Origin of the sequence: Iodobacter ciconiae, assembly GCF_003952345.1 — a bacterium.
In the GTDB taxonomy this organism is placed as follows: Bacteria; Pseudomonadota; Gammaproteobacteria; order Burkholderiales; family Chitinibacteraceae; genus Iodobacter; species Iodobacter ciconiae.
The window spans coordinates 2,261,627-2,288,462 of record NZ_CP034433.1 but is presented as its reverse complement, the minus strand read 5'-3'; the positions used below and the strand labels follow the sequence as shown (position 1 = coordinate 2,288,462).

Below are 26,836 nucleotides of genomic sequence, written 5' to 3'. Positions count from 1 at the left end.
TGTGTCTAAAGGCTTGGTGAATTTTCTTTGTTTGTCAGGGTTTTTTATTATTTTAAATAGGACTTTGGCAGAAAGGCATTTAATTTTTTGATAAAAAAGGGTGTTGTTTTTAAGTTAAAAAGAGGTGTACATCCGGATGTACACCTTTTTAAATTTTAAATGATTAGTTCACAATCTCTGTCCAGGCTGAGCGGCGGCCCTTAAATGGTCTGAGGAGTGGTTGTTTTTGCTCTGGCTCTCCTTTAGGAGTGATATCAAAACTGTCATGTTCTTTGGTAGTAGCAGTAGGGATATGCTTCGGATCCTCAAGTACTTTACCAAAAGCATCCTCACCCACTGTAATGGACTGAGTAATTATGGGATTAGAGCATATCCAATTGATGCTGATTTCCATTGGTAATAAGTATTCCCTACTTTTACCATCTGGCACGCAGGCATCTCCATCTGGAACAGTAGTGAAAAAGCGCGCTTTTTCTCCTCGGGGCATAGGGTCGTTAGCTAGGCGCTCTCTAGTGATAAACATGTCGGCGCGCCAGCCCCGCATTTTTTCTTTACAAGCTAAAAGGGCTGCCGGTGTGTCAATGGCACGGGAGTCTCCATTGCGGGTTAATTCAATGTCATTGCCCTTTTTCTTAAATTCTAGCTCAAGTAATGATGTTGAGCTACGTAAGGCTGTAAAAGCAGCATCCATCATGCTGGCGCTAGGGTCTACTAACAAGCCATAAAAGGTATGGGTATCACTGTTGCTAAGGTCGGTTTGGTTTAAATACCGGCCTGTTCCAAAGGTGACATAGTGCATGATTTGGTTAGAACTATTTTTGTATTCCGTAGCTTTGACCATTGGGGCTGTAGTAATTGCTTGTGGAAGTGGAGTTGTCCCCGTTTTAGCCACTAAGGCACCACTACCGTCTTTAGGATTAAAGCGCCATAAATGACCTGCCAAATCACCTGCGTAGGCCATTAAAATGGTGTCATCAACGTTTCTATTTTCAAAAAGGACACCAATTTTAGATAAACCGCACAGGCCTGCATTATCGCTGCAACTGCTGGTAAAAGTTCTGTCTGGCGTGCCTGTTGCCGCATCCAGGCTGAAAATATAGCCTTTATTGTCTGTATTGTCATAGCCGCTGCTAAGTAATACTTTCCAGGTGCCGTTGACCTTTCCTACGACAGGAAAGCCGTAGGTGTTGCCCAGGCGTGGGTCGCTGAAACTCCACAGAAGGGTTGGTGGTGAGTTGGGGTTGGTAATATCCAGTGCATAGTATTCACCTCCACCCCCGCGCAGACCCGCGATCAGAATGGTTTTCCATGTACTACCTACTTTGATATCGGCGATAGTTGGCGCGCCATCAACAAAATATTTGAAATCATTGGCATAAGCACGCTCTGCCAGCTGCCACAGGCGAGGAAGTACTGTTGGCGGAACAAATGCCCATTCTTCTACTCCAGTAGAGGCATTAAAAGCATGCAACATCCCGTCGTTTGCCGGAGCGTAAACCATCGCTTTTCTGTCTGTATTACTGCGCACAAAGGCATCGTATCCTGCATCAGCGTAGGCTTTATTTGGTTTTTTTACATAAGTTACACCACCATGAATTACAGCACCTAAGTGGCCCACGCGTGTGCGGTATAGGGAGTTTGCTGCTTTTGCATCAGATTTGATTTCATTAGTGTCATCGCCCCGTAAATAATTAATCAGCGCTTTCGCTGTATTTCGGGCAAGCTGAGCATCGTTTAGTATGCCGTTGCTGGTTTTGAGTGCATTAACACCAGCACTCATTTCGCTGATAAGGTCGCTATTTGTGTCCTCAAACTTAGTCAGTGTGCTGCAGGCTCCCCGCTTGCAGGTATAAATTGTTCGATTGGCATGGCCTAGCAAACCCAGTTTTGTGTCTGCAGACCAGGTAATATTCTTTTCAAGTGTACCGGTTTCCAAGTTAAGGGTGTTGGCTTGCACATCCCCTGTCCAGCTAATGTTTTTAAACGCACTGGAGTAAATGAAGTTATTGCCGGGGCTCATAAATGAGCTGGATACATCGGCAGATCCTACCGAGGCTGTTTTAGATTGAATATCGCTGAGCGCTTTGGAAATTCCTGCAGATACGGTATTGGGGTCTTTTGCACTGAAATATTGCCCGCCGCCATTTACGGCTGCATGCCATAAATCGTCAATGGTAGTGAGGGTATCTCCCTTGACTAGAGGCCAGGGAACTCGCTTATTGGAAAGCGGTTCGTGTTCACTTCTTATAAGTTTTCCGTCCATTCCCAGACCCAGTGTGTAGGTACGCATGAGCTGACGGCCTTTAGCACCACCGGCAAATTCTTCTATCCCCTGTGTATTATTTGGTAAGTCAAGCCGGATATCATTTTTAAAGTAATGCATAGCTACATCTGCCAGTGTTTCATTACTATTACTGTCATCTCTCATTGGGTAGGGGATATTACTGCCACTATCGGTGTCACCAATCTCAGCGTTGTTACCGGCATTCCAATAGCCATCGGTGGTCAGGATGGTAAAATTTTGCTGGCAGCTATATTGCATGGGGTCTGTTACGCTCGTCGAAGGACGGCGGCCGGAATAGATTTTTCCAATTGCGCTAAGCGCTGTTTTGAGTGGCGTGCCACCGCCAGGGGAGGTCCCGTAGAGCATGGCATACCAGGCTGCTTTTTGTGAGGTAGTGTAGTTATTGATATTGAGATAACTTAGTTTACTGTAGTCGTTTCTAGTCAAGTTATTAATGGAAGAAAACCCGACACGATAGCGGTCATCAATGCTGGCAAAAGCGGCACCAACGCTGGATTTCATCATGAGAATGCGTGTGCGGTAATAACTAAACCAGTTGGCAAAATTTTGTCTTTCTGCAATTGATTTTGCGCTATTGTCTTTCGGAATAACTATCTTTTCCCAGTCTGAGCCGGGCCTGGTTAATGGTTTAGCACAGTCTTCACTTGATGGTATGCCTGTTCGTTTGAAGCTCCAATAGAATGCTGGCTCCCGTGATGAGCTGCCATTGTTAAAACTACTGGTATTATCGTAGGGGAAAAAATTGGTGCTAAGGTTATGAGTTTGTGTGCTGCCACCACTAAAACCGTTATGCCAGGCTGCCGTGAAGCTGGCATTTGGCATATTGGTACCATTGGCGTTTTTTGGGGGCAGATAGCTGGTGTCAGGGTTGTAATATACGCCGTTACAGTGAGCATTATGATAGCCAACACTATCTAGCCAATCGACGACGTCGTCTGGCATATGACTCCAGGCCATCGAACCTGAATCGTCAATGATAAACATGACATTCGGTTTGATATCAGCCGTACTGAGTGTAGATAGTGGCTTATCTGCTGTCTGGGCTGCCCAGCCATTGAGGCTGATGCTTAGGATGCTGAGTGCAATAATTTTCATGGTTTTACCTCAAATGGCTTAGAACAGCGTGGCCTGATAAAAACTGATGGTGTCTTTGGGGCCTTCGATTCGGACAGTTATTTTGTAAATCATCTGGTACTCAGAATTGCCTTCCGGCTCATTCGGTGACATTTTTTGCAAGTCGCAAGCACTTCGATTCGGTGTTTTTTGTCCGGCAGTGGCACAGCTACGCTGGATAAAATAGGCCGCTCTGTATCCGTTGGCATTGAGTGCTTCATTTTTGTTTGCTTGCGCTAGTGGGGCGTTTCCCTCGTTGGGATTAGCCCAAACCCAATTGATGCCATTTGCCCATGCATTCCCATTAATGGGGTTTTCGGTATTTGTCGGGCTGTAGCCATTGGCATTAGATGCTCTATTTAGCTCTGTCGGTGCATCTAAGGACCTGCTTACTAACCAGAACCGGGCCTTTTCAAACGCCACATCTGCCGCAGCGGTTGTACCCTGGCGCAGCGCCAGATTATTAGCAATCTGATTACTGCCGATCATTGATCGGACAAGGGAAATGGCTGCTAATGTCATGACCACTAGTACGATCAGTGAAATCAGCAGTACCAATCCTTTTTGTTTATTTTTTAGAGCCAGAGGTAACATTTGAGCTCGTTTATAAATGGGGTTTGCAATATTGGACATAGGCTTATGGTGCTGCTGTGCTGATTAAATTGGGCTGATTGATGAGCAGCTGATTACGTAGTGGCACCACCGCTTCGTGTACGGTATAGCGGTAGCACTGCCAACTAGTGTTGCTGGGTTGAGCGTTAGCAGGTCTGCTGAAATTACCACCTGCCCATGCAAACGTGGCAGTGCTGGCTGTTGTGGTACAGCTTCCATCCCTTTGGGGTTTTTCGGGATAATTGCTGCGTACCAATGCCCCATAACGAATAGCAATTAGTTGCTGCCATCCCAGAAGGTTAGCGGGAGTTGTATTACTCCAGTCGTTGATATTATTGGGGATGTTATCGCCGTCCCTATTGGTATCAAAGCCATATTGTGCTCTGAGTTGGACCACATTTTCTGCAGTGCTGGTCCAACTGTTTTCATCGGTAGCTCTATCTTTAGGTACATCCATGCTGATCAGACTGCCATCTGTTTTATTAGCGGCTCCACGACATTGATTTGGGTTGCCCGCCAAATATACGCAGTAGGTACGGCGAATCATCGTGCCGAAATTAAATAAACGGGTGGTATTCAGCGGTAGTGATGCTGGGAAAGGCCTATTTACTGCCGTACCATTCCAAAGCGCATTATTGGCATGGCGTAGCAAAAAGTCTTTTTCCGCTGCAGGCGTGCCTGCGCCCACACAACCGGCATTAACGCAAGTTACCTGGAATAAAGGGCAAGGGGTTTGTGCCTGTCTACCCGGGTCTGGCCAAACTACGACTAAATCACCGGCATTGAATTGGCTGGCCAGTAAAAGGTTGACGAATTGATTGTCATTATTTGTGTGTGTAGTTCCTTGTCCAAACAGGGCTGGCATGCCACCTGCCGGTGAGGTGCTGTATAGCATGCTGATTTGATCAGAGCCAGCCATCGGCGTGATGAGCACAGGCACAAGCGGGAAATCTGTGTAGTTTGTATTTTGTGAAACCACATTGCAGTTCAGTGCCCGGTTTGAGCCAATACCGTAGCCTGCACGCTCCAACTCTTTCTGGATTTGCATAACGGCAATTCCACCACTACTTTGAGCATTTCCATTGCCCAAGGTTGAGCGGCGAAATCCTTCACTGGTATTAAAAGTCTGGTAAATTGCAAGAGAAGCCAGCAGTGAAATCACAATCGCAACCATGATTTCGATCAGGCCAAAGCCATAAGAGGGGCGCATTTTATAATCCACAGCGTAAATGCCTTGTATCCAGGGGGTCTTTGGTTTCTAAAATGGTGGGAATATTAATGACGGTGGTGGCTTCATTCATTCCTTCGTTTGTACCTGTTGCGACGCCTGTTTTTGCACCACGTTGTGTGGGCCAATTGATGGAGATCGTAGCCTGGCGTGAGCAGGGAGTGCTGGCGCCGGGGATATTGGGCTGAATAACCACGGTGCAGATGGCATCATTCAGGCTTACGGACACTGCTCTTGCCCAATTCCTCGCATCATTGGAAGATGGGGCTGCACTATTACATGCGGTTCTTGCCATTGCAAAGCGGTCCAGGTTTGATGCCTGGCTGCGCATTTCACCATCTAGTCTCTGCATTAACTGAGCTGCTGTTGTTCGGGAGCTGCTGCTTATAGAGTGGCGCATGGCTTTGGCTTGCAGTGCGCTGATTGCTAGAACGCCAAATGAAAAAATACTGATGCCAACTAAACACTCAAGCAGCATTGATCCTCGCTGGGAATGAAAAATAGTCATAGTGCTTACCTCGAACAGCTGGCTGGATTTGTTTTTGGGGCATCAGGCAGGCAGAGTTGTGTATTGCCGCCTTCATCAACCCGCAGGCAAACTCGTGCCGGGTTATTTACAACACTGTTATCGGCAGCGGGCATGTTGCAGTCGGCTACCGCAGATTTATCCACGCTTATAATCAGCCGTAATGACTGATTAGCCCGGCCAAGCGCGTTAAAGCGGATGACGGACTGATCTGCCGTGAGGTTAAATCTGGCAGAATTTCCTTCAGCGACTGTTTTTCCTTCAATAAAGGGATAACTACTGTTTTCCGGCGCTGCTGTGGTGAGGTTGACACAGGCAGTGCAGGCTCGAATCAGCCAGGCTGTACCGTCTTCACTGGGGGTTACGTTATCTGCGTTACGGTTGGTGGCTGCAATGGCGTCATCTGTCAGAATCAGCTCTACATAGCCATTACGTTTAATTGCCTCGGCACGGGCAAGCTGTACGGCGCTCTGGAACGATTCGGCATAGGTTCTGAGCTGCGTACTGCGTACCCAATTCTGAAATGCTGGACCAGCCAGTGATAGTAAAATGCCAAAGATAAGCAGCGTGATGAGGATTTCGATCAGAGTAAAACCGCGCTGATTACCATGTGTAGTCAGTAAGCACATGGTTAGCAGCCAGACTTTTTGTTAACCCAGCAGTTTTGGCTGACTGGAAGGTAGGTCCAGCCTGTTGGGGCCGCTGTGGTTTGCTTAATACCCTGATCATCAAGTGTAAATATAAAGCCGCTTGCCCTATTTGTGCCTGTGGCAGTGATGGTGTAGCTGTTCGCTGTGAGAGTTGTTCCGCAGCTGATGTTGAAGTTTTCTGCGGCTCCTGCATTGCTGGTGCATGGGAACCCTACATAGGTGCGGTTATTCATATAAAACTGTTCAAGCTGTGCCCGGACATCACTTAGTTTGCTTTGAGCTTCTACGAGGCGGCTGCGGGTAACGTAATCTCTATAATTGGGTACGGCGATAGACGCCAGAATGGCGACGATCGCTACGGTGATCATCACTTCCATAAGGGTAAAACCGGCTGAGACTCGCATTATTCCTCCTGCTGTATATGGAGGGAATAATGCTTAGAAGTTGATCATTTATCCAGTAGGCTAAAATGCCTATGGTTTTTGATCACCGGTCAATTTTTATAGATGAGCGGTAGTTGCTATTTTGAATTATTATTTTTTGGTAATTATTGGATATTTCAGGCAATAAATGACACATAATTTTTGCCGTAAATAATTACATTTTATTTCTGGAGATGATTAAACTTTAACATTTGTTGCTAAAAAACTACGCTTGAACACACTATTCTCCGTTGTCTATTTTGCCGGCTCAAATTGCAATGAGCCGGTAAGTAGCTGGCTCAGCGTAGAATCTCGCTCCAGGAAGAGCGTTTTCCCTTGACTTGCGTATTAAGCCTTGCTGTATCGGCTGATCCGGTGCCATCTGCATTGACTTTTATACTGTCAAACTTGGACGTGGTAATTGACACCCGGCGGGACGGGTCATCTGATAGCTTTCCGTCTGTATTTTTACCTATGCTGATAAAAACATTGCTTGAAGGATTGGCACATAGCCAGTCTTTGCTTAAATTAAGCGGCATTTTATATTCACGGCTAATGCCTCCCGGGGTGCAGGAATCAGCGCCGGGTACAATTGAGCTGAATACGCCATAGTCATTAAAAGGAAACGGGTCATTAGGAATTCGCTCTTTACTGATTGGCAAATTGGCTCGCCAGCCTTTTATGCTATTTTTGCAGCTTATTAAATCAGCGCCCAGGGTAGAATTGGCCGCTCTTTTTAAGGTGATGGTGTCAAAATTGCCATCGCTATTGCTAAAGTCCCCGGCTATAGCATTGGGGCAATTACTTGATAGGCTTGCACCATCAATCCCGTCTAATGTACTCACCGTTCCGCCAAGATTGTCTTTAATGGTTTTGTCGCAGGTTTTATCAATCATTAATTCAATTAAAGACCCTGATGTGCGCAAATTATTAAAGTTTGAATCAATAGCCTCTAAACTCGGGTCAATTAATAAGCCATAGATAGTTTGTGTATCACTGTTGCTCATATCATTTTGATTTAAAAAGCGCCCTGTTCCAAAATTCACATAATGGGCGGCAATTCCACTGCTGTTTTTATAGACGGTCATTTCTTTAATTAGCGGTGCAGAGCTGATTGGCTGGCGTAGCGTAGGGGTGCCTGTTGTTGCAACCAATATCCCATTGCCCTGATCGCCCGTTACATCAAAGCGCCATAAATTGCCGACTAAATCACCCGCATAGACCATTTTGATGGTGTCATCTACATCAGGCTCGGTAAATAAAGCGCCAATTTTTGACAGGCCACAAGTGCCATCGGTGGCGGTGCAGGTGGTGGTAAAGGTTTTTTCTAATGCACCGGTATCAGCATTTAAGACAAAGAGATAAGCTTTATTATCACTATTGTCATAGCCTGCGGTGAGCAACACTTTCCACTGGCCTGCTATTTTTCCTACCACTGGAAAACCATAGGTTTTGCCGAGGCGGCTGTCTTTAAAACTCCATAAGGGGGTTGCAGGTACGGTTGCAGAAGGATTGGTAATATCAATGGCGTAATACTCGCCTCCACCGCCACGCAAACCGCCCACTAAAATGGTTTTCCAGCTGCTGCCATTATTGATATCGGCAATTGTGGGCGAGCCATCCACAAAATACTGGAAATTGCTGTCGTAGTTTCTGTCAGCCTGTTTCCATAGGCTAGGTAGCAGGCTGGGGGGGATAAATGCCCATATTTCCTGGCCTGTGGCAGCATCAAAGGCATGTAGCATACCGTCATTTCCCGGTGCATAAAGCATAGCACGGCGGCTTAAATTGGTCCTTGAGAAAGCGGTATAGCCGGAGTCCGAATAGGCTTTTTCGGATTTTTTAACGTAGGTGACACCACCGTGGATGATTGCGCCGAGCACCTTGGTTCGCTGGCGAAATAATGCTGTTGCTGCGGCTAAATCCGGGTTTGATGTTGTTGGCTCATTACTTTGGTCGCCGCGCAGATAGTCAACAAGCTTGGTGCCATTAATTGCAGCCTGCTGGGCAGTGTTGAGCGAGTTAGCTGTTTTTAAACTGGTTACTCCCGCCGTAATTGATGCATTGCCGGCATAGGTTGCTGCGTCAAAAGTGGTGAAGCTGTTGCAGCTGCCTGTACAGGAGTAAATTACTCTTGGATTACTGGTGAAAGAGCGAAGAGCGAGTAAGTTCTGTGCGGACCATAGTTCGGTGGTGGCAAAGGTTGCACTACTTACATCGACAGTTCGGGCCGAGATATCACCGGTCCAGTCACGTGTTTTATAGCTGCTGTTATAAACTTTATTGTCAGCTGCTGTCATAAATGCATTTGACACATCGGGAGCGCCCACCGAGCCTAATCGGGCGCTAATGTCGTTGAGTGCACTTTGCAAACTGCTTGATACTGCGCTGGGGTCTCGTGCACTAAAAAATTTCCCTCCCCCGTTCACCCCTGCATGCCATAGGTCGTCAATTGTAGTTAGTGTTTCACCAGTCACGGTTGGCCAGTTTTTTGTACCGTTTTTCAGGCCTACATAATCATTGACACTGGCATCTCCATTGGTCTCATAGTTATCTACATACTTTAATGTGCCATTCATTCCCATACCCAGGGTATAGGTTCGCATCATTTGACGGCCTTCTGGGCCCGTATCAAAGGCGAGCACTCCAGGCACATTATTGGCCATGGAAGGGCGCAAATCGGTTTTAAAATATTTCATTGTCACGTCGGCCAAATTATCAGATTGGTTTGCACCATCTAGCATGGGCCTTGGGATGGCGCTGTCGGTATTACCGACAGAAACAGAGTCACCGGAGGCATTCCAGTAGCCATCCGTGGTGAGAATCTCAAAGTTTTGCTGGCAGGTGTACTGAATAGGATCGGTAACTCCTGATGGAATTACCCCGGAATAAATTTGCCCTATAGCTTGTAATGCCAGTTTGAGTGGTGTTCCATCGGGGCCTGTGCTGGTTCCATATAGCATGGCATACCACGCACTTTTCTGAGTGCCATCATAGTCGGAGATGTTTAAAAACTTACCGCTGGCATAGTCACTCAGTTTAAGCCGGCCAATTTTGGAAAACCCCACCCGATAGCGGGTATCAATGCTAGAAAAAGCCAGACCGGCACTGGATTTCATCGCTTGAAGACGGGTACGGTAATAGCTAAACCAATTGGCAAAATTTGTTTTTTGCGCATTTTGTACCGCAATGGTTTGGGTGGTGTCAGGGATAAATACTTTTGTCCAGCTGGTGGTGCTGGCGGCAGAGTTTGAATCAATATTTCCACTGGGAGCCTCACTACACAGGGGGCCGGGGTTACTCGTGTCAAAGGTGATTCCTGGTTTTAAAGTCCAATAGAAGGCCTGTACTGATGTTGCTGTGCCCAGGCCATAACTGGTGGTATTGTCATAGGCAAAAAAGGCATTGGAAAGATTATGTGTTGTGGTTGATCCGGAGCTAAAGCCGTTATACCAGGCTGATGTAAAGCTGGCATCAGGCATGCTGGTGCCATTTGCATTTTTAGGGGCTTGATAAGTGATGGCAGGGTTGTAATACACACCATTACACAGGGATGCACGGTAGCCGACTTTGGTGAGTAAATTAGGATAAGCCGTGGTCAGAGTGCCATAGCCACCGACGCTGTCTGGCATATGCGTCCAGGCCATCGAGCCGGAATCATCAATCGTAAACATGATATTGGGCTTTACATCGCCGGAGGTTAAGGTCGATAGCGGCTTATCTGCGGTTTGTGCGGCGAAGGTGCTGACACTTAGGCCAAGCCACCCCAGGGTAATCAGATTGAGTTTCATGATGCTTGGTCCTTAATCAAAACGGCCTTGATGCAACGCGTCGCCAGGTAAAACGGTTTTGCCAGCATGCTTAATAAATGGAAGCCTGATAAAAACTGACGGTATTTTTAGGGCCTTGAATTCTGACTGTAATCAGATAATTCACATTAAAAGAGGTTTTATCTTTCAGGCAATTGGGGCAGGCTTTGATTAAGTTGCAGGGGTTGCCTGTTGCTGCCACGGTATCAATGACCAGTGATGGCGCAGCATTATTGCTGCAGCTGCGCTGAATTAAATAAGATGCGCTAAAGCCATTTGCATTTGCGACTGTGGTTGCACTGGTGGCCTGTGGCATAGCCGCGGGGGCGCAGGGCCTGGGTGTACAGCTGCTGGCAACCCAGACCCAGTTACTGTCTGTGCGCCACTGTGTGCCATCGTCAGGATTAATAGGGTTGACGGTGTTGGTGGCACTATAGCCATTAGCAGCAGAGTCGGCATTTAATGTGGCCGGTGCGGTACCTGATATGGCAATTAGCCACTGGCGAGCTGTTTCAAGTGCCATATCTGCTGCTGCGGTGGTGCCCTGGCGCAACGATAAATTATTGGCAACCTGGGTGCTGGTGGTAATGGATCTGACCATTGCGATACCGGCTAAGGTCATGATCACCAGTACAATCAGAGAGATAAACAGCACCAGACCCTGCTGGTGGCAGGGGGCAGGAACACGTGGCGTATGCATGCTATCGTTTTCCTTTAGATATTGGTGGTGGGCTGATTAAGTAAGATCTGATTTCGTAGCGGTACGACTGCTTCATGTACGCTATAGCGATAACACTGCCAGTCGGCGTTGGTGGGTTGGGTAAATACATCTGCCCCTGACCAGCCCAGGTAGTAGGCAGCGGTGGTCAGTGTGAATGCGTCGCTGGGCGTGGCTGCTGTGTAGTTGTTGTTGCTGTCATTGGCGCAGGTGCCGGCCCGGTTGATTCTTTGCGGATTACTGGCTCTTACCAGCACGGCAAAGCGAACCGCTAATACCTGGGCCCATTGGGCAGGGGCTGCTTTCTGCCAGGTATCCACATTATTGATGATGTTATCGCCATCAACATTGGTATCTAAACCGTATTCGGCTTTCATTTGAATCACATTTTCAGTGGCGACCTGCCAGCTGCCGTCGGTGGCTGCTGTGGCATCCAGTGCATCCTGGCTGATAAGCGAGCCGTGAATTTGGGTACCGGCTCCCGCGCAACCGTTACTGTTGCCACTGAGATAAACACAGTAAGTGCGCCGGGTGAGCCGGCCAAAGTTATACAGGCGGGTGATTTTGCTTAAAGAAGCCGGGAAGGGGGAGTTGGCTGTGGCAGAGTTCCAGGCATTTGCTGCGTTGCCTAAAGTAAAGCCATCGGTTGAAGCTGGTGTTCCGGCGCAGGGTGTTGTATTGGTGCAGGTCACCTGAAATACCGGGCAATTGGCCTGCCCAGATTGCCATGCAATGACCAGATCATTTGTAGCAATGCTCTGGCCGCCTAAGACATTGGCAAATTGAGTGTCTGAATTACTGTGTTCGATATCTGTCAGTTGTGCAACCTGTCCGCCGCCTGCCACGCTGCTGCCATATAAAAAGGTAAGGCTGTCTGATGTGCCCGCACTCTGGATTAAAACAGGAATGAGCGGGACATTATTCAGAGCCCCCACTCTGGAAACCACATTACAGTTAAGTGCCGCTGTGTCCCCAATCCCCATGCCTGATCGTTCTGCATCTTTTTGCATCTGCATCACGGCGATGCCACCATTAATCTGCGCGCCAGAGTTGCCCATGCTGCTGCGCCGGTAGGCCTCATTGACACCAAAAATCTGATAAATAGAAATCATGGAAACCAGTGCAACAACCACTGAAACCATCAGCTCAACTAAGCCAAAACCGAGGGACTGACGCATAGTGTGTCTCTTTAGTTATTGCACAGAGTGCCGTTAGGCGTGTCGCTCCACACCGTCTGGATATCGGACACATTAGTGGCAATATTCATTTGCCCGCCGTTGCTGTCGGTTAGCCCGCTTGTGCCTGTCAGCTCGCCACGGCGCACCGGCCAGCTAATGGTGACGACGGCACGGCGAAAGCAACGAATAGTGCGCCCGGCTGCGTTGTCGTTATCAATCGTTACGGTGCATGTGGCTCCGGGCAGTTGTGCTGCAACAGCTCTGGACCAAATGCCTGCTGCCGAGGTGGCTGTGGCCGAGGTGCAGCTGCTCATCCGAAAGCTATCTAAATTGGCAGTGCGCGGATTCACCCGCATCAGGCCATCAATTCTTTGGATCAATTGCATGGCTGATGTGCGTGAAGAGGTGCTGGATACATGGCGCATGGCATTGCCTTGCAGGGCCAGAATAGACAGCACGCCAAATGAAAAAATCGTGATGCCTACCATGGCTTCCAGCAACATGGAGCCGCGCTGTTTTAGGAGAGAAAATTGCATGGTCTTTAGCTCCTTGCACAAGAGCTGGGCTGAGTTGCCGGCGCATCGGGCAGGCACATTCTTGCGTTGCCGCCACGATCTAAAACGACACAAACTCTGGCCGGATCCGTAACTGGCCCGGCACCTGCCAGGCCACAATCTGCAGGGGTTGCCAAGGCGGGGGTGTCGGCCACAATCAGGTTAAAAGCTGCATTGGCCCTGCCCAAGCCATCAAAGCGGATTAAACCTGCACTGGCATTGAGCCCGGGAGGATTATTACTGCCGCCTTCTGCCAGAACTTTCCCGCCAATAAAGGGGTAGGTCTCTGCTGTGGTGGCTGCCGTATTGATATTGGCGCAGGTAGTGCATTCACGAATCAGCCAGGCTGTACCTGTTGCGGTCACGGTTACTGCATTGGCATTTCTGGCTGCATCGGCCCCTACTGCACTATTGGTTAAAACAAGCTCAACATAGGCATTGCGATTAATGGCTTCGGCCCTGGCAGTTTGAACTGCAGTTTGAAAGGATTCGGCAAAGCTGCGTAATTTAGCGCTGCGAACCCAGTCTTGAAAACCAGGCATAGCGATAGCCGCCAATACACCGAAGATCACCAGCACAATCATGATCTCAATCAGGCTAAAACCATGGTGTTTTTGCAAGGAGAAGTTCATTTTGCTGGCTCACCTAACAAAGATTCGGCTTTTTGCTGACCCAGCAATTATTAGGGGAAGGATCAGACCAGCCCGACGCAGTGATAGCCGAAGTTTTCTGGTTAAGATCATCCAGCGTAAAGCTAAACCCCGTCATTTTATTGCTACCCGTTGCGGTGATCGTAAAAGTGCTGGCTGTTTGCGTGGTGCATGCGATGCTAAAGTTTTCATTAGCAGCTGCCGCTTGGGTACAGGTAAAACCTAGGTAAGTGCGGTTATTTACAAAAAATTGCTCCAGCCGGACGCGGGTATCGCTCAGCTTGCTTTGTGCCTCGACCAGGCGGCTGCGGGTTACATAGTCTGCATATTGAGGGATTGCAATCGAGGCCAGAATGCCGATAATGGCAACGGCAATCATGACTTCAATCAGGGTAAATCCATGCTGGTTTCGCATATCCGCCTCGGTTGCTGTAGTCGATTTGCTTTAAGGTTTATATTATTTGTATGGAATATTAATCAGCATTTAATGATTTAGCTAAAGCATGCGAGCAGCGGGGGATTTACAAGGTTGAATGGTAGGCATTACCGTTGGTCAGTGTTAAGCGGTAAATAAAAAAGCCCGCTGCGGCGAAGAGCAGGGGGCTGATGATGACAAAATAGCTTAGATTATGCTTGCGGGTTTTTCGTGGTTGCACGAAGTAAAGTTTATTTGTTTTTAATGTGTGTGTAAATTATTGCAATCTATGTGTAATCTTATATTCAGGTGCCAGTGTAAGGATGTATGGGCATAAAAACTGGCCATCCTGCACGGCGCCTAATTTTAAAATACTTTCTATTGCGTGAAACTCCCTGTCTTTTTATCTGTGTATTTCAAAATTTGGGTTTTGATGCAAATACCATTATTTAAGGCAAAAATCGCTCTAGCAGCGCATTTAAAAACCGCTGTCCGTGTAAAGTTGGCTGAATATGATTAAGCTGGCGCTCTAATAATCCATCCGTAACGGCTTTCTCAATCTGGTGAATGACCTTAGTTAGCGGCAAGCCGGTGCGCTCTTCAAACAGGCTTAGATCAAAGCCCCCGGTCAGGCGCAGGGCATTGAGCATAAATTCAAAGGGCAGCTGCTCTAAAGTGATTTGCTCTTCCGTTTGTACCGCAGAACCCGCCGCTATTTTTTGTAAGTATTCAGTGGGCTGCTTATAGCGCATTTGCCGGATGATTTTATCCGGGAAGCTGATTTTGGCATGTGCCCCCGCCCCAATCCCCAGGTAATCACCAAATTGCCAGTAATTTAAATTGTGCTTAGCCTGACGTTTATCTTGGGAAAATGCGCTGGTTTCGTAATGCTCAAAGCCAGCTGCGGCAAGCTCCGCTTCAATTGTATCTGACATATCAGCGCTGCAATCTTCATCGGGCAAGGCAGGCGGGTAGCGGTGAAATAGCGTATTGGGCTCTAAAGTCAGGTGGTAAGCCGAAAGGTGCGTGGGTTGGCAGGCAATGGCGGTGCGAATATCCAGCAGCGCATCGCTAAGCGTTTGCTTGGGCAGGGCATACATAATATCCAGATTGAAATTATCAAAATGCTGATGGGCAATTTCGATGGCGCGATGGGCCTCCTTTTCATCATGTACACGGCCTAGGGCTTTAAGGTGCTCAGTATTAAAGCTCTGAATACCAATCGATAAACGCGTAATGCCTGCGGTGTGGTAGCCGGCAAATTTCTCGCTCTCGAATGTGCCCGGATTGGCTTCCAGTGTGATCTCGGCATCGGGGTGCAAACGCACTCTGGCCCGAATCCCTTCCAGTAATTGATTAATTGCCTCAGCAGAAAACAAGCTCGGTGTGCCGCCACCCATAAAAATACTGGTAATCGGCCTGCCCCACATCAGCGGCAAACAGGACTCCAAATCAGTCAGCAGAGCGGCAATATACTGCTGCTCCGGCAGTGCGCCTTTTTGCGCGTGCGAGTTGAAATCACAGTAAGGGCATTTTTTAATGCACCAGGGAAAGTGAATATACAGCGCCAAAGGCGGTAAGGCAGAAAGCCCCCAGTTAGCTTTGCCGATGGGCATGGAAATCGATTGCATGGTGCTCACTTCTTATAGGTATTGCGGGCTTTAAGGCAAAAAAGTCTGGCAAAAGGTTTGTGGACACAGAGATCAATGAGAACACAGAGCACAAAAAGAAAAGCTTAAAGATATCTGAGTCCTTATCCATCAGTAATTCTAAATCCATTAGAATTCATAGCAATCATTCTAAATTGAGCGCTTTATCAACAAAAAAAATCGTCACCCTCGCCATGCCGCTCACTTAAGCGCTTTTGCTTGAGTTCCTCCCTTTGTAAAAGGGGGCTAGGGGGGATTTGATGTTGAGCTTAAATAAGCAAAAAACCAAAGGCAAATCCCCCTTTTCTAGGAGGGAAGCAAAACCAACATATTAAGTGAACGGCATTACCGCCATCCCCGAGTGTTTTTACCGGGGACCCAGCCGCTCCACTGAATTCCCTGCACGGGAATGACGATTTGATAGCGATTTATAATTACTGCTTATCTATGGTCTTCTCAGTGTTCTTCCTGTGCTTTGTGTCTACAGACCTTTTTGATTGATGCTAAATCGCTATTTCTGATAAGGGTTATGCAGCTCATCCACCAGCTTGTGCAGCACGGCTTTGATCTGTGCTTCGGATACTTCCATCAGCAGCCCGTCTTCCAGTAAATCCTGCGCCATTTGCTTTAGTTCATCCAAATTCTCATTCATGACTTTTACTTTTTCGGTGCAAGACACTACCGATTCATCGTCTCTTAGCCATGTAGCCCAGCGCGTTTCGCCTTGATTGACTGCCGTGCTCATAAGCCTGTTTCCTGTAATTTAGCGATCAGTTCACGCAAAGCTTTGCCGCGATGCGAGATCTGGCTTTTTTCTTCCGCGCTGATTTCGGCGGCTGTTTTGCCAAACTGCGGCAGCAAAAACAGCGGATCATAGCCAAAACCACCCTCACCGTGGCTGGTTTCAAGGATTTCTCCCCGGCAAATGCCGTCGCTAATCAAGGGCTGCGGGTCATCCGCATGGCGCACTAAAACCAGCGCGGCATAGTAATAAGCGCTGCGATCCGTTTGCCCGGCAAGGCTCTCGACCAATTTCTGATTATTGCGCGCATCCGATTTTGGCTCACCCGCAAAGCGGGCCGAGTAAACACCCGGTGCTCCGCCCAGTGCATGCACACAAAGGCCGGAATCATCGGCCAGTGCAGGCAGGCCGGTAATCCGGCTGGCGTGGCGGGCTTTTTCCAAGGCGTTTTCAATGAATGTGTGGTGCGGCTCTTCGCACTCGGCCACGCCCAGCTCGCCCTGCGGAACAATCTGGATATCCAGCGCGGCAAACAGGCGGTTAAATTCTTTAACCTTACCGGCGTTATTACTGGCTAATACGATGATCTTACGATTTGTATCTAGGGGACTCGTCATTGGTAATTCTTCTTTTGTAAGATAAGCAGCTCTTGCTCGCGTTTCATTTGAAAGCGGTTCAAAACACTATTGCCAATTAATAAAGGGCCGTTATCCTGGTCGCGTACGCTGGCTTGCACATTATTTAGCAGTAATGAGCCGATGCGGATTTGTGCAATTGTAATCTGCCAGGATTTAATCGTGCCGTTGGCCGTTTGCGTGCGGGCTTCGATGCCCTGTTTATAATCCACACCCATATTGCTGGCCAGATTACGCGGCATAGATAAAAGGCTGGCTCCGGTATCAATAATGCCGCGCTGGCTGATGCCACGCACGGCAATATCGGCAAAATAATGGCCTTGCGCATCCGGGCTAAGCGTTAAACTGCCTGCGCTATCGCTTTCTGCCTTGTTGCTGGCAATATAACCTTGGCCCAATAAAAGCTGACGCTGGCGTGTGCCTATCATAACGGTGGCTTGCTCGCTGCTAACAGCCAGCAACTTTACCTCGCCCAATTGCTGACCCACCGCTAAAGTCTTTTTTTGCCCGTCAATCAGCAAAATGCCCTTATTGCCCATTGCCGCCAGCAGCGTTACTTCGGTGGCCAATGCGGGCGGAATCATTAATGCCAGTAAGAGGGCGAGTTGCTTCATTTAAGGGTGGCCTTTGGTTACTTCACGTAGTGCGTTTTCAATCAGCTGGAAGTCAGCATCTTTAAGCAGTTTGGAATCAGATAACATCCGTCGCCAGGTTCTGGCCCCCGGCTGATGCTGGAATAAGCCCAGAATATGCCGGGTCATTAAGCGTATCGGCAAGCCCTGCGCCATTTCCGCCTCAATAAAGCGCCGCATCGCGTGCATCACTTGCGCGCGGGAGGCAGTATGCGCTGCGCCGCCGTAAAACAACTCGTCCACTTGCGTCAGTTTCCACGGGTTATGGTAAGCCTCGCGCCCCACCATCACGCCATCCAGATGCTTTAAATGCTCCGCCGCCTGCTCATGTGTGGTAATGCCGCCATTGACGATAATCTCTAAATGCGGGAAATCCTGTTTCAGCTGATAAGCATAATGATATTTAAGCGGGGGAATTTCGCGGTTTTCTTTAGGTGATAAGCCTTTTAAAATTGCATTCCGTGCATGCACAATAAAAGTATTACAGCCCGCATCAGCTACCGTACCCACAAAATCGCGCACAAAGTCGTAGCTTTCTTCCTGATCAATACCGATACGATGCTTGATGGTGACATCAATATCCACCACATCTTTCATGGCCTTTACACAATCGGCCACCAAAAGCGGCTCCGCCATCAGGCAAGCGCCAAACGCGCCGTTTTGCACCCGCTCGGAAGGGCAACCCACATTCAGATTAATCTCGTCATAGCCCCAGCTCTCGCCAATCTTGGCGCAAGTTGCCAAAGCCATTGGATCAGACCCACCCAGCTGCAAAGCAATCGGGTTTTCTATCTCATCAAAATTTAAATGCCGCTGCTTATCCCCATGAATAATCGCGCCAGTGGTCACCATCTCGGTATACAGCCAGGTGTGCTTGGTTAGCCGTCTTGCGAAATAACGATAATGGCGGTCAGTCCAATCCAACATGGGTGCAATGGAGTAACGGCGGCTGGGTTTGATATCTTTAACTTGATGATTCTCTTGCATATTCATTGTTTCTGCTTGTTTATGTATTGATTCATATTTTTGTGCGTTTGGGGCTGTTTTCAGTCGTTTTGGTATTACCGGTGTTACAGTTGTGCTGCATGACGGTGTTTGTAGCACATAGGAAAAAATGGCAGCAATTACTCAATAGAAAGGCCGCTGATGGCTCATTGTCCTATCGTGCGCAGGTTCGGGTCAAACGTGATGGTCAGATAATTCATTCTGAGGTCGATTTATTGCGCCGTTATATTGATGGGGCTGAAGCAGTACATAAGTGCCTAGTTAGGCGTGATTTGTCGGTGATGGGCTGACATCTATCACGGTTGCAGGATCAGGCGTGATGAATTGATGGATAAGATTAACGGGTTTGCTACCGATACGCCTATATTCCAGGCATAATTAAAGTACTGGGTAAGCCTGTCAAAATTTAACTTAAAGGTGCTGTTAAAAGGCCTCTTGCTAATACTGAAGTAAAAATATCTGTTGGTAAAACAAAAATAAATACAAGAACAAATAGCAGTGGTGAATTACTATCAATTTATCCAAGGCTATTTAGAGGGGAGCTTAATTTATATCTCGCAGATATGGGAAAAAAATTTGAAAAAATTTTTTCAAAGAGTGTGAGTGAGCTTAATGGCCAATATTCTCTTACCGCGCCATATTTTGTTCAGAGTATTCAACCCGATATTATATAATAAACAAAAAGCACAACCTAAAAATGTACATATTGTTAAGCCCGGTGAGACGCTAGGAGGTATTGCTGCTAAGTATTCAGTGGATATTGAATCCTTAATGTTAGCTAATAGTATTACAGATAAAAATAAAATTTATGTAAGGCAGCACTTAAATATACTAAATGGTTCAGCTTCCAAAGAGGCGTCGTCACATGCTGAAAATAAACAAAAGTCTTCAGATAAAACAACTCTAAGCAGCCAGAAGGAGATTCTAAAGCTAAAAAAAGAGAAGGTGTTCAAGTAACGCCTCAACGATCAGATGCTAATCATCCAGCCATAGTACTTAGCTCTGCTGAACGTGAGCTTAGTGGCGCTGGCTGGACTAAGAAATTCTTACAAAGTATAAGTTTAAATGATCTAGTCGAGCCTTTTAAAACAAATGCGAAAAAATTTATTGGAGCATTGCGTGAGGCAGGCATCTCTGTGCGAATATCGACAACATTTCGGCCAATTGAGCGTTCATATTTGATGCACTATGCTTCTGAGATTGCACGTGGAAAATTGGCTCCAGATCATATTCCTCCTTGGGAGGGCGTAGCTATTAATTGGTGTCATAGAGGTTTAAATGGAGATGTTGATATAAAAAATCAAAGGAGGCCGCGCAAGCTATGGTAAATGCATATAGGATAGGATCCAACCCTGTCGCAAAACCAGCAAATTCAAACCATAATAGGCGATTAGCTGTTGATATGACAATTATTAACTTTGAAAATAAAGAAGTCAAAGATTCTGATGGTAATTTAAAGAAAATAAAGGTGTTTAATGATTTAGTTTCGGTTGGAAGGATGTATGGCGTTATTTGGTTAGGAGCAAAAGATAAACCACATTGGTCATTTAATGGGAGATGAGTGAAATGAAATGTATGTTAATATTTTCTTTTATGTTGTCGGGTTTTGTTTGTGCAGAACCTGCTGTTGGTGTGTTTGCATATTTACCTTATTATCCAAATTTTAGTATTAATAAACCACCTAAAGCAATTGAAATGCTTTTTTTTACAAAGTCAAAATTAAAACAACCAATAACACTTTCTTTTTTTAGAACTGTAGACCGAGAAACATTTGATCCCGCATGTTGTATTGAAGTCGTTGATCTTAACCAAGTAGCTGTTAATGAGTTATTAAAAAAATATGCAGCAGATACTGATTTTATAGATTTAATAAAAGGAATTAAGGGATATCAATTTGTATACCGGGCACAAGTATTTGGTGTAGGGGGAAATAAGACACAAAAACTATTACTTATAAATGGAGCCTCTCAATTTGCAATGCCGGCTGTGGAAATGCAGATTAAAACAGATATGATCATGCATAACCCATTGGTGAGTTCTCCTGTTTCTGTAAAATTGGTTGCAAATTTTAAAAAAGGTAATATTTGGCGAGAGTTTTATAGTTTTACCGTTGGGGGAGTAAAAAATGATTTTTCTGTTCCTTTACAAACTGGTGGGTAGGATTTAGGTGGTTTTAAGTTTGCTATGCAAATTATGTAAAGAGAATAAATATTTTATCTGGATTGTAGCTAATAACTAAGTTAGGCTACTTTTGAACGAGTCAAAAGCACTGGATTGGTATGTAATAAAATTAATGGAAATAGGGTATATCGGAAATGGTTAGGTATGTATATAAATCAGAAAGTTGATGTACGTAGCTATGGTAATCTCCCTACCAAATAATCGTCGTTTTAAGTAGAATTTTCTCGTAATGAATTTGAGGAAGTTTTACATGAAATCATCCCGTTTTACCGATAGCCAAATCATTACCATCCTTAAGCAAGCCGAAGGCGGCAGTCCTGTCGCTGAGCTCTGTCGCGAACATAGCTTTAGCTCGGCTACTTTTTATAAATGGCGCGCGAAATTTGGAGGCATGGACGCCTCCATGATGGCGCGCCTTAAAGAGCTGGAAGACGAAAATCGTCGCCTCAAAAAAATGTATGCCGAAGAACGCCTGAAGGCTGAAATCGTCCGGGAAGCGCTCGAAAAAAAGTGGTAACGCCATCTCGACGGCGCGAGATGGCACGGCGAGTGGTTAAAGAACAACGCGCAATCATAAAGGTGGCCTGCTTGGCGTTTGGCATCAGCCAAACTTGTTATCGCTATGTCAGCCAACAATCGAGCGTCAACCGGCAGATCGCCGATCAGTTGATTACGTTGACACAAAATCAGCGAAACAGGGGGGGGGCTATTTGTATTTGCGGAAGTGCCATATCAACCTGTTTTTATCCCCTTAATAAAAAGAACGCCATGGACTCGGAAGATCCATGACGTCCTTGCTGTGGTTATGCTGAATTGGTAGAGTTGCTTGCCTCGGCACACCTGCCGGCGAATTACTTGCTAAAGGTTACGGTGGTTAGTTTCTTCGAAGAGTTGCCGACCGAAACAGTGTAGGTGCCTGTCGGCGTGATCCATAAGTTGGTACTTGTGTCCCAGTAGCTCAGCGGATGGTTGGATGCTGCTGGATCGATGGTGATGATTACATCCTTCGATGCGCCTGCAGCCAGCACGACTTTGCTGAATCCAACCAGGCGCTTCGGCGCTTGAGGAAGGCCCGGTAGCTTGTCATAGTTTGGCAAAGTGATATAGACCTGAACCACTTCGGCCCCCGCCCTGGAGCCCGTATTCTTTACCGTAGCCTTGACATTATATTTGCTGCCATTGGCAGTAACGCTGGGGTTGGTGATGGTGAATGTTGTGTACGATAGACCGTGGCCAAAGGGAAAGGCAGGAGCGATATTGTGGGCATCGTACCAGCGATAGCCGATCCTCAAGCCTTCGCTGTAGTTGACTATGCTTGTTGTACCGTCAGCCTGGAGTTTTCCCGGAAATTGGCTGCCATCTGCGGCAACCTGATCCAGGAAGCTATTGCCAGCAAACGGAAAGGTTACCGGCAGCTTGCCGGATGGGTTTTTCTGGCCGAACAGCAGATCAGCAACAATATTGCCATCTTCCTGGCCTGGGAACCAGACTTCGAGGATGGCCGGGCCGGCTGCTCCTACCAGAGCAGGATCCATGGCGACACCGGCATTGTCTTTTAGAACTAGTGTGGTCTTGGTTGGTGCTATAGCCTGGATGGCTTTGATCATCTCGACAGTGCCACTGTTTTTGGCTGTATTTGCCGTTGTATTTGTGGCAATCTTGCTTGGCGCAGCGGCGTACCAGTCGAGGCTGCTGCCGGCAGCCGCGGAGTCGGCCAGGGTGGTGCCAGAGGTGCTGGTGAAGGTTGCTCGGTCTGCACCTTCTTCGGAGATGGTTCCGGCCATTATGACCACTGCATCAGCACTTGCCGCTGCCGTTGTCGCGGCAGCAAAGGTTGTTAAGGTGCCGTCGATAGTTGCTGTCGTGTTGGCATCGTCAATGAGGATCAGCTTCACCGTTGCCGTGGTGTTGCCCAGGGTTTTGAGTATATTCTTGATGCCATCGACCGGTGTCACTGTGTAGTTTGGTACGACGTCAGAGCTGCCACCACCGCCACCCATGGGCTTGCCAACCAGTACTCCTCCAGCCACGGCCTGTTGCGCATAGATTTGGCTTGCCTTGCCGATTAGCACGATGTTCTGCACGGTCGATGCCAAAGGCAATGCGCCATTGTTCTGCAGCAGAACAGCAGCCTTGGTGCCTATATCACGGGCCTTCATACCACCTGCGGTAAAGTCGATAGGGGTCTGTTGGATCTGCCGGTCAAAAATGCCGTACTTGAACATCTGGGTATAACGGCGCTCCAAGGCTCTGTCGATTTGGGGCAGGGTGATCGTGCCAGCTGCAAGCGCTGAGGTCAGTAAAGCCGGAGCCCATTGCAGCGGAATCGGCATCATGAAGTCCATACCGTTATTCATTGTGTCTACCGTTGTCTTGGTAGCGAAGAAATCGGACTGGACGTAGCCAGTGAAGCCCCAGTCATTGCGCAGGATATCGGTCAGTGTTTCTTTGTTCTCGCATGACGATATACCATTTACGTAGTTGTACGCGCACATGATCGAAGCCACTTTACCGTCCTTGACGGACATTTCAAACGGCAGCAGGTAGAGCTCACGCATCGCTTGGCGGTCGATGGTTTCCTGGATCGACGTGCGGTTGGTTTCCTGCTCGTTGCCAACGTAATGCTTGGCCATGGCGATCATCCCTTTGGCCTGGATCGATTTGATTTCACTGACTGCCATTGTGCCGGACAGGAAGGGATCTTCACCGAAGTATTCGAAATTACGGCCGAGGATAGGCAGTCGGGCCATATTCATTCCCGGGGCTTCAAATTCGTGCAGTGCCAGGTTAGCCATTTCGGTGCCGATAACATCGCCGTAGCTGCCGGCAACGCTCGGATCGAATGAGGCTGCTGCAGCCATGGCCGATGGCAGTGCGGTGGCTTTGGCAGAGGAGGCATCTGAATATGCAGTAATGTCGATTAACGAGCCGCCCACAGAAATCATGATCGGGGTAACTAATGTCGAAATGCAATCATTCTGTCCCAGGCCGACGGGACCGTTAGTGATGCGGAAAGTGGGGATGTTCAGTGCAGTGATGGGTGATACGTGGCGGGCGCCTTTGCAGTTCGGCAGTTCCGGAACGATTTCCGGAGCCGAGCCAGTTAGTTGTTGTAGTTTCTGCTCAAGCGTCATCTTAGCAATTAGCAGCTTGGCCCGTTTATTTGCTATAGCTTCTTTGTCGGTGTCCGTTTTTGCGGTATTCATTTTTGCGATGATGGATGAAGTCATCCAGGCATTAACGTTGGATGAAGAGGCGTCATCTTCATCTTCATTATCACAAGCGGTGAGGCCCACACCTAGAACCAAGCTGAGTGTAATGGCTAGAGCGGTTTTTTTAGTGCAAAACATTTTTTGCATTTTTCCTATCCCCTACTGCATGAGTTTATTGTTGAGGTGATACCATTGGCATGATTGTCGTGGCTTTTAGCAGAATTCCGACAGAAGGAATGATCTTTCCTTTATTTTGTAATTATTTCCATTGTGTCGTGGTGGTTATTTTTGTATTTGCTGTGCCACTTGTCAATCGGCGTGTAATAGCTTCCATGCTGCCCCTTGTACCAAGAGAGTTGAGACTCTCCCTTTTAGGGGGGGGCAACTCACTCAGGGGCTGGGTCACTGCTCATGGCGCATCTCCCCAAAGCTCGTTAAGGCGCTGTTTTAAGCTGTTAGAAATCGAGCTGAGCGGATATTGTTGTGCCAAATGTTTATTCCCGGAGCAGATGAAACAATGGCGTGGTTTCTCTATTCGGGCGCAGGGCCGGGCTGAAGTCCGCACACTAGAGCAGACGCAGGAAAACAAAACGCTGTGTACGCAAAACAGGCAGTTAGAGCGGACTACCGCTATCGTGCGTGCTGCGTCAGTGAGTAGGGAAATTTGGGAGAGGTGCGCGCTCGTTGCGTGGCCAAGGTGCGGCAGTAGAGCGTTGCTGCGGGGGCTACAAATAAAAAGGGCCGCAAAAGCTAGAGCTTCTGCGGCCATATGCTTATTTAGCTGTGTTTAATCCCAGCTTGTCATAAGCCTCAAGTAAACGTGTATGAACCGGGCTGCCAGACATATCTGGGCCAAGCTCATTAAGGCCAAAGAAGCGTTGCTTGCGTTTTAACAGATCCATCGCCAGGTATAGCGTTTCAGTGCCGTACATTAGTTCTAAGGAATGATGGAACATCTCGGTTTTGTGCAGATTAATCAGGTTTTCTACACAGCGATAAACGCGGCGCCGGGATTCTTCTATCTGGCCGAAGTGATGTACCCAGTCGCAGCCTTCTAGTGTGGCGTTTTTGTCACCAATGGCCAGGGCCAGCAGTGTTTTCAATTCACCAATTCTCAGTGTTTTCCAGGCCGAGCCAGCGGCGGCGGCAAGGCCGATGATCTCCCAAATTGATCTATCGTCAGTCAGCCCTATGGTTTGCAGGGTAGTCAGCAGTTCGGCGCATTCGATATCATCTAGCTGGTTGAGTCTTAAAATGGCCGGGCGAATTTCATTGCCGATGCTATTGTTTTCCCATTCAAGATCGTCAATCTGATAAATCTCTGACATGCCCGGCACCAGAATGCGGCAGCTATAGACATCCAGCTCGGTAAAGTCCGCCACATAGATTTGCTTGCCCTCGGCATGAATGCAATCTACCAGCCATTGGTAATCTTCTGCCGTGGTGCTGCTAAAGCTCCAGTCGCTAAAGGCAAAGTCTGGTGTGTCTTTCAGAAAATCCCAGCTGATGGTGCCGCTGGAATCAATAAAGTGCAGTTCCAGATTAGATGCACCGGCGATTTCTTCCATATCAAAGCCAGGCTCTGGAAATTGGGTCAGCGTATCCAGTGCACGGCCTTGCAATAGCTCAGTTAAGGCGCGCTCCAGCGCCACTTCAAAACGCGGGTGTGCACCAAAGCTGGCAAAGCAACCTTGATCGTCCGGGTGCAGCAGGGTCACATTCATCACAGGATAGCGTCCACCCAGCGATGCGTCTTTTACCAGGATGCCAAAACCTGCAGCACGAAGGGCTTTCACTCCGGCTGCAATACCGGGAAAGCGGTTAATCACTTCTTCAGGTACATCCGGCAGGCAAATGCCTTCAGCAATAATGCGGAATTTAATATGGCGCTCAAGGATTTCGGATAAAGCCTGGCTGCGTGCTTCCAGCATGGTGTTGCCTGCCGACATGCCGTTGCTTACATATAGATTGCCGATAATATTAACCGGAATCCAGGTCAACTCATTATCACTAAGGCGAGTATAGGGCAGGGCGCAGATGCCGCGCTCTGGATTACCAGAGTTCAGATCCACTAGCATTTTGTCATCCAGCGAGCTTTGCGGATTATAAAAAGCTATCAGCTCAGGATTCAAAATACCTTCGGGCAAGTTGCCATCTTCCGTTGGTGCAAACCAGCGCTCTTGCGGGTAATGCACAACTGGCAAGTTGCTGCGCGTTTCACCCAGGTAAAAGTGCGTCCAGAAATAATGGCAGCCAAGGCGCTCAAAATACTCACCTAAAGCACTCGCGCGTGCGGCTAATTTAGATGCACCTTTTCCATTAGTAAATAACAGAGGGCAATCGCGATCGCGAATATGCACCGACCAGATGCATTCAACCGGGTTTAGCCAGGATGTCTCTTCAATATGAATTTTGCGCGCCAGCAGTTTTTCCTGCATGGTGCGGATAGAGTATTCAAGTGAGGCATCTTTGCCGATGATAAAGCTCTCTGCTTGGTTTTCAGTATGCATGGGGCTCAAGTATGGGGAAATAAAGATATTGGTACGCAATGTACACGGTGTTCCCATCGTTTGCTTTGCAAATTATCTGGCAGGTGTTAT

The 26,836-nt window shown here is 47.7% G+C and carries 23 protein-coding genes and 1 pseudogene; 5 read left to right on the top strand and 19 right to left on the bottom strand.

Annotated features, from left to right (window positions below; translation table 11 throughout):
• Nucleotides 1-163 precede the first annotated feature (163 nt).
• The 17 genes from EJO50_RS09970 to dusA all read right to left on the bottom strand — a co-directional run bounded on the left by EJO50_RS09970 (nt 164) and on the right by dusA (nt 18,825).
• The gene (locus EJO50_RS09970; protein ID WP_125973792.1) at nt 164-3,400 is read right to left on the bottom strand and encodes a pilus assembly protein; all 3,237 of its coding nucleotides are present in this window, start codon (nt 3,398-3,400) and stop codon (nt 164-166) included.
• 18 nt (nt 3,401-3,418) lie between these two features.
• The gene (locus tag EJO50_RS09965; RefSeq protein WP_125973790.1) at nt 3,419-4,012 is read right to left on the bottom strand and encodes a hypothetical protein; all 594 of its coding nucleotides are present in this window, start codon (nt 4,010-4,012) and stop codon (nt 3,419-3,421) included.
• 43 nt (nt 4,013-4,055) lie between these two features.
• Nucleotides 4,056-5,240, bottom strand: a complete 1,185-nt coding sequence (locus tag EJO50_RS09960; RefSeq protein WP_125976419.1) for a PilW family protein — start codon at nt 5,238-5,240, stop codon at nt 4,056-4,058.
• A gap of 1 nt (nt 5,241) precedes the next feature.
• Nucleotides 5,242-5,766, bottom strand: a complete 525-nt coding sequence (locus tag EJO50_RS09955; protein WP_125973788.1) for a type IV pilus modification PilV family protein — start codon at nt 5,764-5,766, stop codon at nt 5,242-5,244.
• A 5-nt stretch (nt 5,767-5,771) separates the two neighbouring features.
• Nucleotides 5,772-6,413, bottom strand: coding sequence for a GspH/FimT family pseudopilin (locus EJO50_RS09950; RefSeq protein ID WP_125976417.1), 642 nt, complete (start codon nt 6,411-6,413; stop codon nt 5,772-5,774).
• A 2-nt stretch (nt 6,414-6,415) separates the two neighbouring features.
• Nucleotides 6,416-6,838, bottom strand: a complete 423-nt coding sequence (locus EJO50_RS09945) for a type IV pilin protein (RefSeq protein WP_125973786.1) — start codon at nt 6,836-6,838, stop codon at nt 6,416-6,418.
• 317 nt (nt 6,839-7,155) lie between these two features.
• The gene (locus EJO50_RS09940) at nt 7,156-10,647 is read right to left on the bottom strand and encodes a pilus assembly protein (RefSeq protein ID WP_125973784.1); all 3,492 of its coding nucleotides are present in this window, start codon (nt 10,645-10,647) and stop codon (nt 7,156-7,158) included.
• Between the two features lie 70 nt (nt 10,648-10,717).
• Entirely contained in the window at nt 10,718-11,365 is a 648-nt protein-coding gene (locus EJO50_RS09935) for a pilus assembly PilX family protein (RefSeq protein WP_125973782.1), read from the bottom strand.
• Between the two features lie 14 nt (nt 11,366-11,379).
• Nucleotides 11,380-12,561 (bottom strand): PilW family protein, encoded by a 1,182-nt coding sequence (locus tag EJO50_RS09930; RefSeq protein ID WP_125973780.1) that lies wholly within the window; start codon nt 12,559-12,561, stop codon nt 11,380-11,382.
• A gap of 11 nt (nt 12,562-12,572) precedes the next feature.
• Nucleotides 12,573-13,097, bottom strand: coding sequence for a type IV pilus modification PilV family protein (locus EJO50_RS09925; RefSeq protein WP_125973778.1), 525 nt, complete (start codon nt 13,095-13,097; stop codon nt 12,573-12,575).
• Between the two features lie 5 nt (nt 13,098-13,102).
• Nucleotides 13,103-13,747 (bottom strand): GspH/FimT family pseudopilin, encoded by a 645-nt coding sequence (locus tag EJO50_RS09920; RefSeq protein ID WP_125976415.1) that lies wholly within the window; start codon nt 13,745-13,747, stop codon nt 13,103-13,105.
• A 13-nt stretch (nt 13,748-13,760) separates the two neighbouring features.
• A complete protein-coding gene (locus EJO50_RS09915; protein ID WP_125973776.1) occupies nt 13,761-14,180 on the bottom strand; it encodes a type IV pilin protein in 420 nt (139 codons plus the stop codon).
• A gap of 449 nt (nt 14,181-14,629) precedes the next feature.
• Nucleotides 14,630-15,811 (bottom strand): radical SAM family heme chaperone HemW, encoded by a 1,182-nt coding sequence (hemW, locus tag EJO50_RS09910; RefSeq protein ID WP_373280509.1) that lies wholly within the window; start codon nt 15,809-15,811, stop codon nt 14,630-14,632.
• A 529-nt stretch (nt 15,812-16,340) separates the two neighbouring features.
• Nucleotides 16,341-16,574, bottom strand: a complete 234-nt coding sequence (locus EJO50_RS09905; protein WP_125973774.1) for a hypothetical protein — start codon at nt 16,572-16,574, stop codon at nt 16,341-16,343.
• Nucleotides 16,571-17,188: an RdgB/HAM1 family non-canonical purine NTP pyrophosphatase gene (rdgB, locus tag EJO50_RS09900; protein WP_125973772.1), complete on the bottom strand. Its 618-nt coding sequence runs from the start codon at nt 17,186-17,188 to the stop codon at nt 16,571-16,573. The genes EJO50_RS09905 and rdgB overlap by 4 nt, the downstream gene beginning before the upstream one ends.
• Entirely contained in the window at nt 17,185-17,820 is a 636-nt protein-coding gene (locus EJO50_RS09895) for a retropepsin-like aspartic protease family protein (RefSeq protein WP_125973770.1), read from the bottom strand. Before EJO50_RS09895 ends, rdgB begins: the two co-directional genes overlap by 4 nt.
• Nucleotides 17,821-18,825, bottom strand: coding sequence for a tRNA dihydrouridine(20/20a) synthase DusA (dusA, locus tag EJO50_RS09890; protein ID WP_233702261.1), 1,005 nt, complete (start codon nt 18,823-18,825; stop codon nt 17,821-17,823).
• A gap of 5 nt (nt 18,826-18,830) precedes the next feature.
• Between dusA and EJO50_RS09885 the strand changes: the two genes are divergently transcribed.
• The 5 genes and pseudogenes from EJO50_RS09885 to EJO50_RS17470 form a co-directional block, all read left to right on the top strand.
• Nucleotides 18,831-19,133 (top strand): hypothetical protein, encoded by a 303-nt coding sequence (locus tag EJO50_RS09885; RefSeq protein WP_125973766.1) that lies wholly within the window; start codon nt 18,831-18,833, stop codon nt 19,131-19,133.
• Nucleotides 19,134-19,446: 313 nt separating this feature from the next.
• Nucleotides 19,447-19,800 (top strand): LysM peptidoglycan-binding domain-containing protein, encoded by a 354-nt coding sequence (locus EJO50_RS09880; RefSeq protein ID WP_125973764.1) that lies wholly within the window; start codon nt 19,447-19,449, stop codon nt 19,798-19,800.
• 364 nt (nt 19,801-20,164) lie between these two features.
• Entirely contained in the window at nt 20,165-20,404 is a 240-nt protein-coding gene (locus tag EJO50_RS09875; RefSeq protein ID WP_125973762.1) for a M15 family metallopeptidase domain-containing protein, read from the top strand.
• Nucleotides 20,401-21,003, top strand: coding sequence for a hypothetical protein (locus EJO50_RS09870; protein ID WP_164521484.1), 603 nt, complete (start codon nt 20,401-20,403; stop codon nt 21,001-21,003). Before EJO50_RS09875 ends, EJO50_RS09870 begins: the two co-directional genes overlap by 4 nt.
• 271 nt (nt 21,004-21,274) lie before the next feature.
• Nucleotides 21,275-21,738, top strand: a pseudogene (locus EJO50_RS17470) (transposase); the annotation flags it as partial.
• A gap of 137 nt (nt 21,739-21,875) precedes the next feature.
• On the opposite strand, the gene EJO50_RS09860 reads toward EJO50_RS17470, so the two are convergent.
• Nucleotides 21,876-24,383 carry a beta-glucosidase family protein gene (locus tag EJO50_RS09860; RefSeq protein ID WP_206434361.1) on the bottom strand — a complete coding sequence of 836 codons (2,508 nt, stop codon included), beginning with the start codon at nt 24,381-24,383 and terminating at the stop codon, nt 21,876-21,878.
• Nucleotides 24,384-25,009: 626 nt separating this feature from the next.
• Nucleotides 25,010-26,746: a 30S ribosomal protein S12 methylthiotransferase accessory factor YcaO gene (gene ycaO, locus EJO50_RS09855; RefSeq protein WP_125973756.1), complete on the bottom strand. Its 1,737-nt coding sequence runs from the start codon at nt 26,744-26,746 to the stop codon at nt 25,010-25,012.
• Between the last annotated feature and the right edge of the window lie 90 nt (nt 26,747-26,836).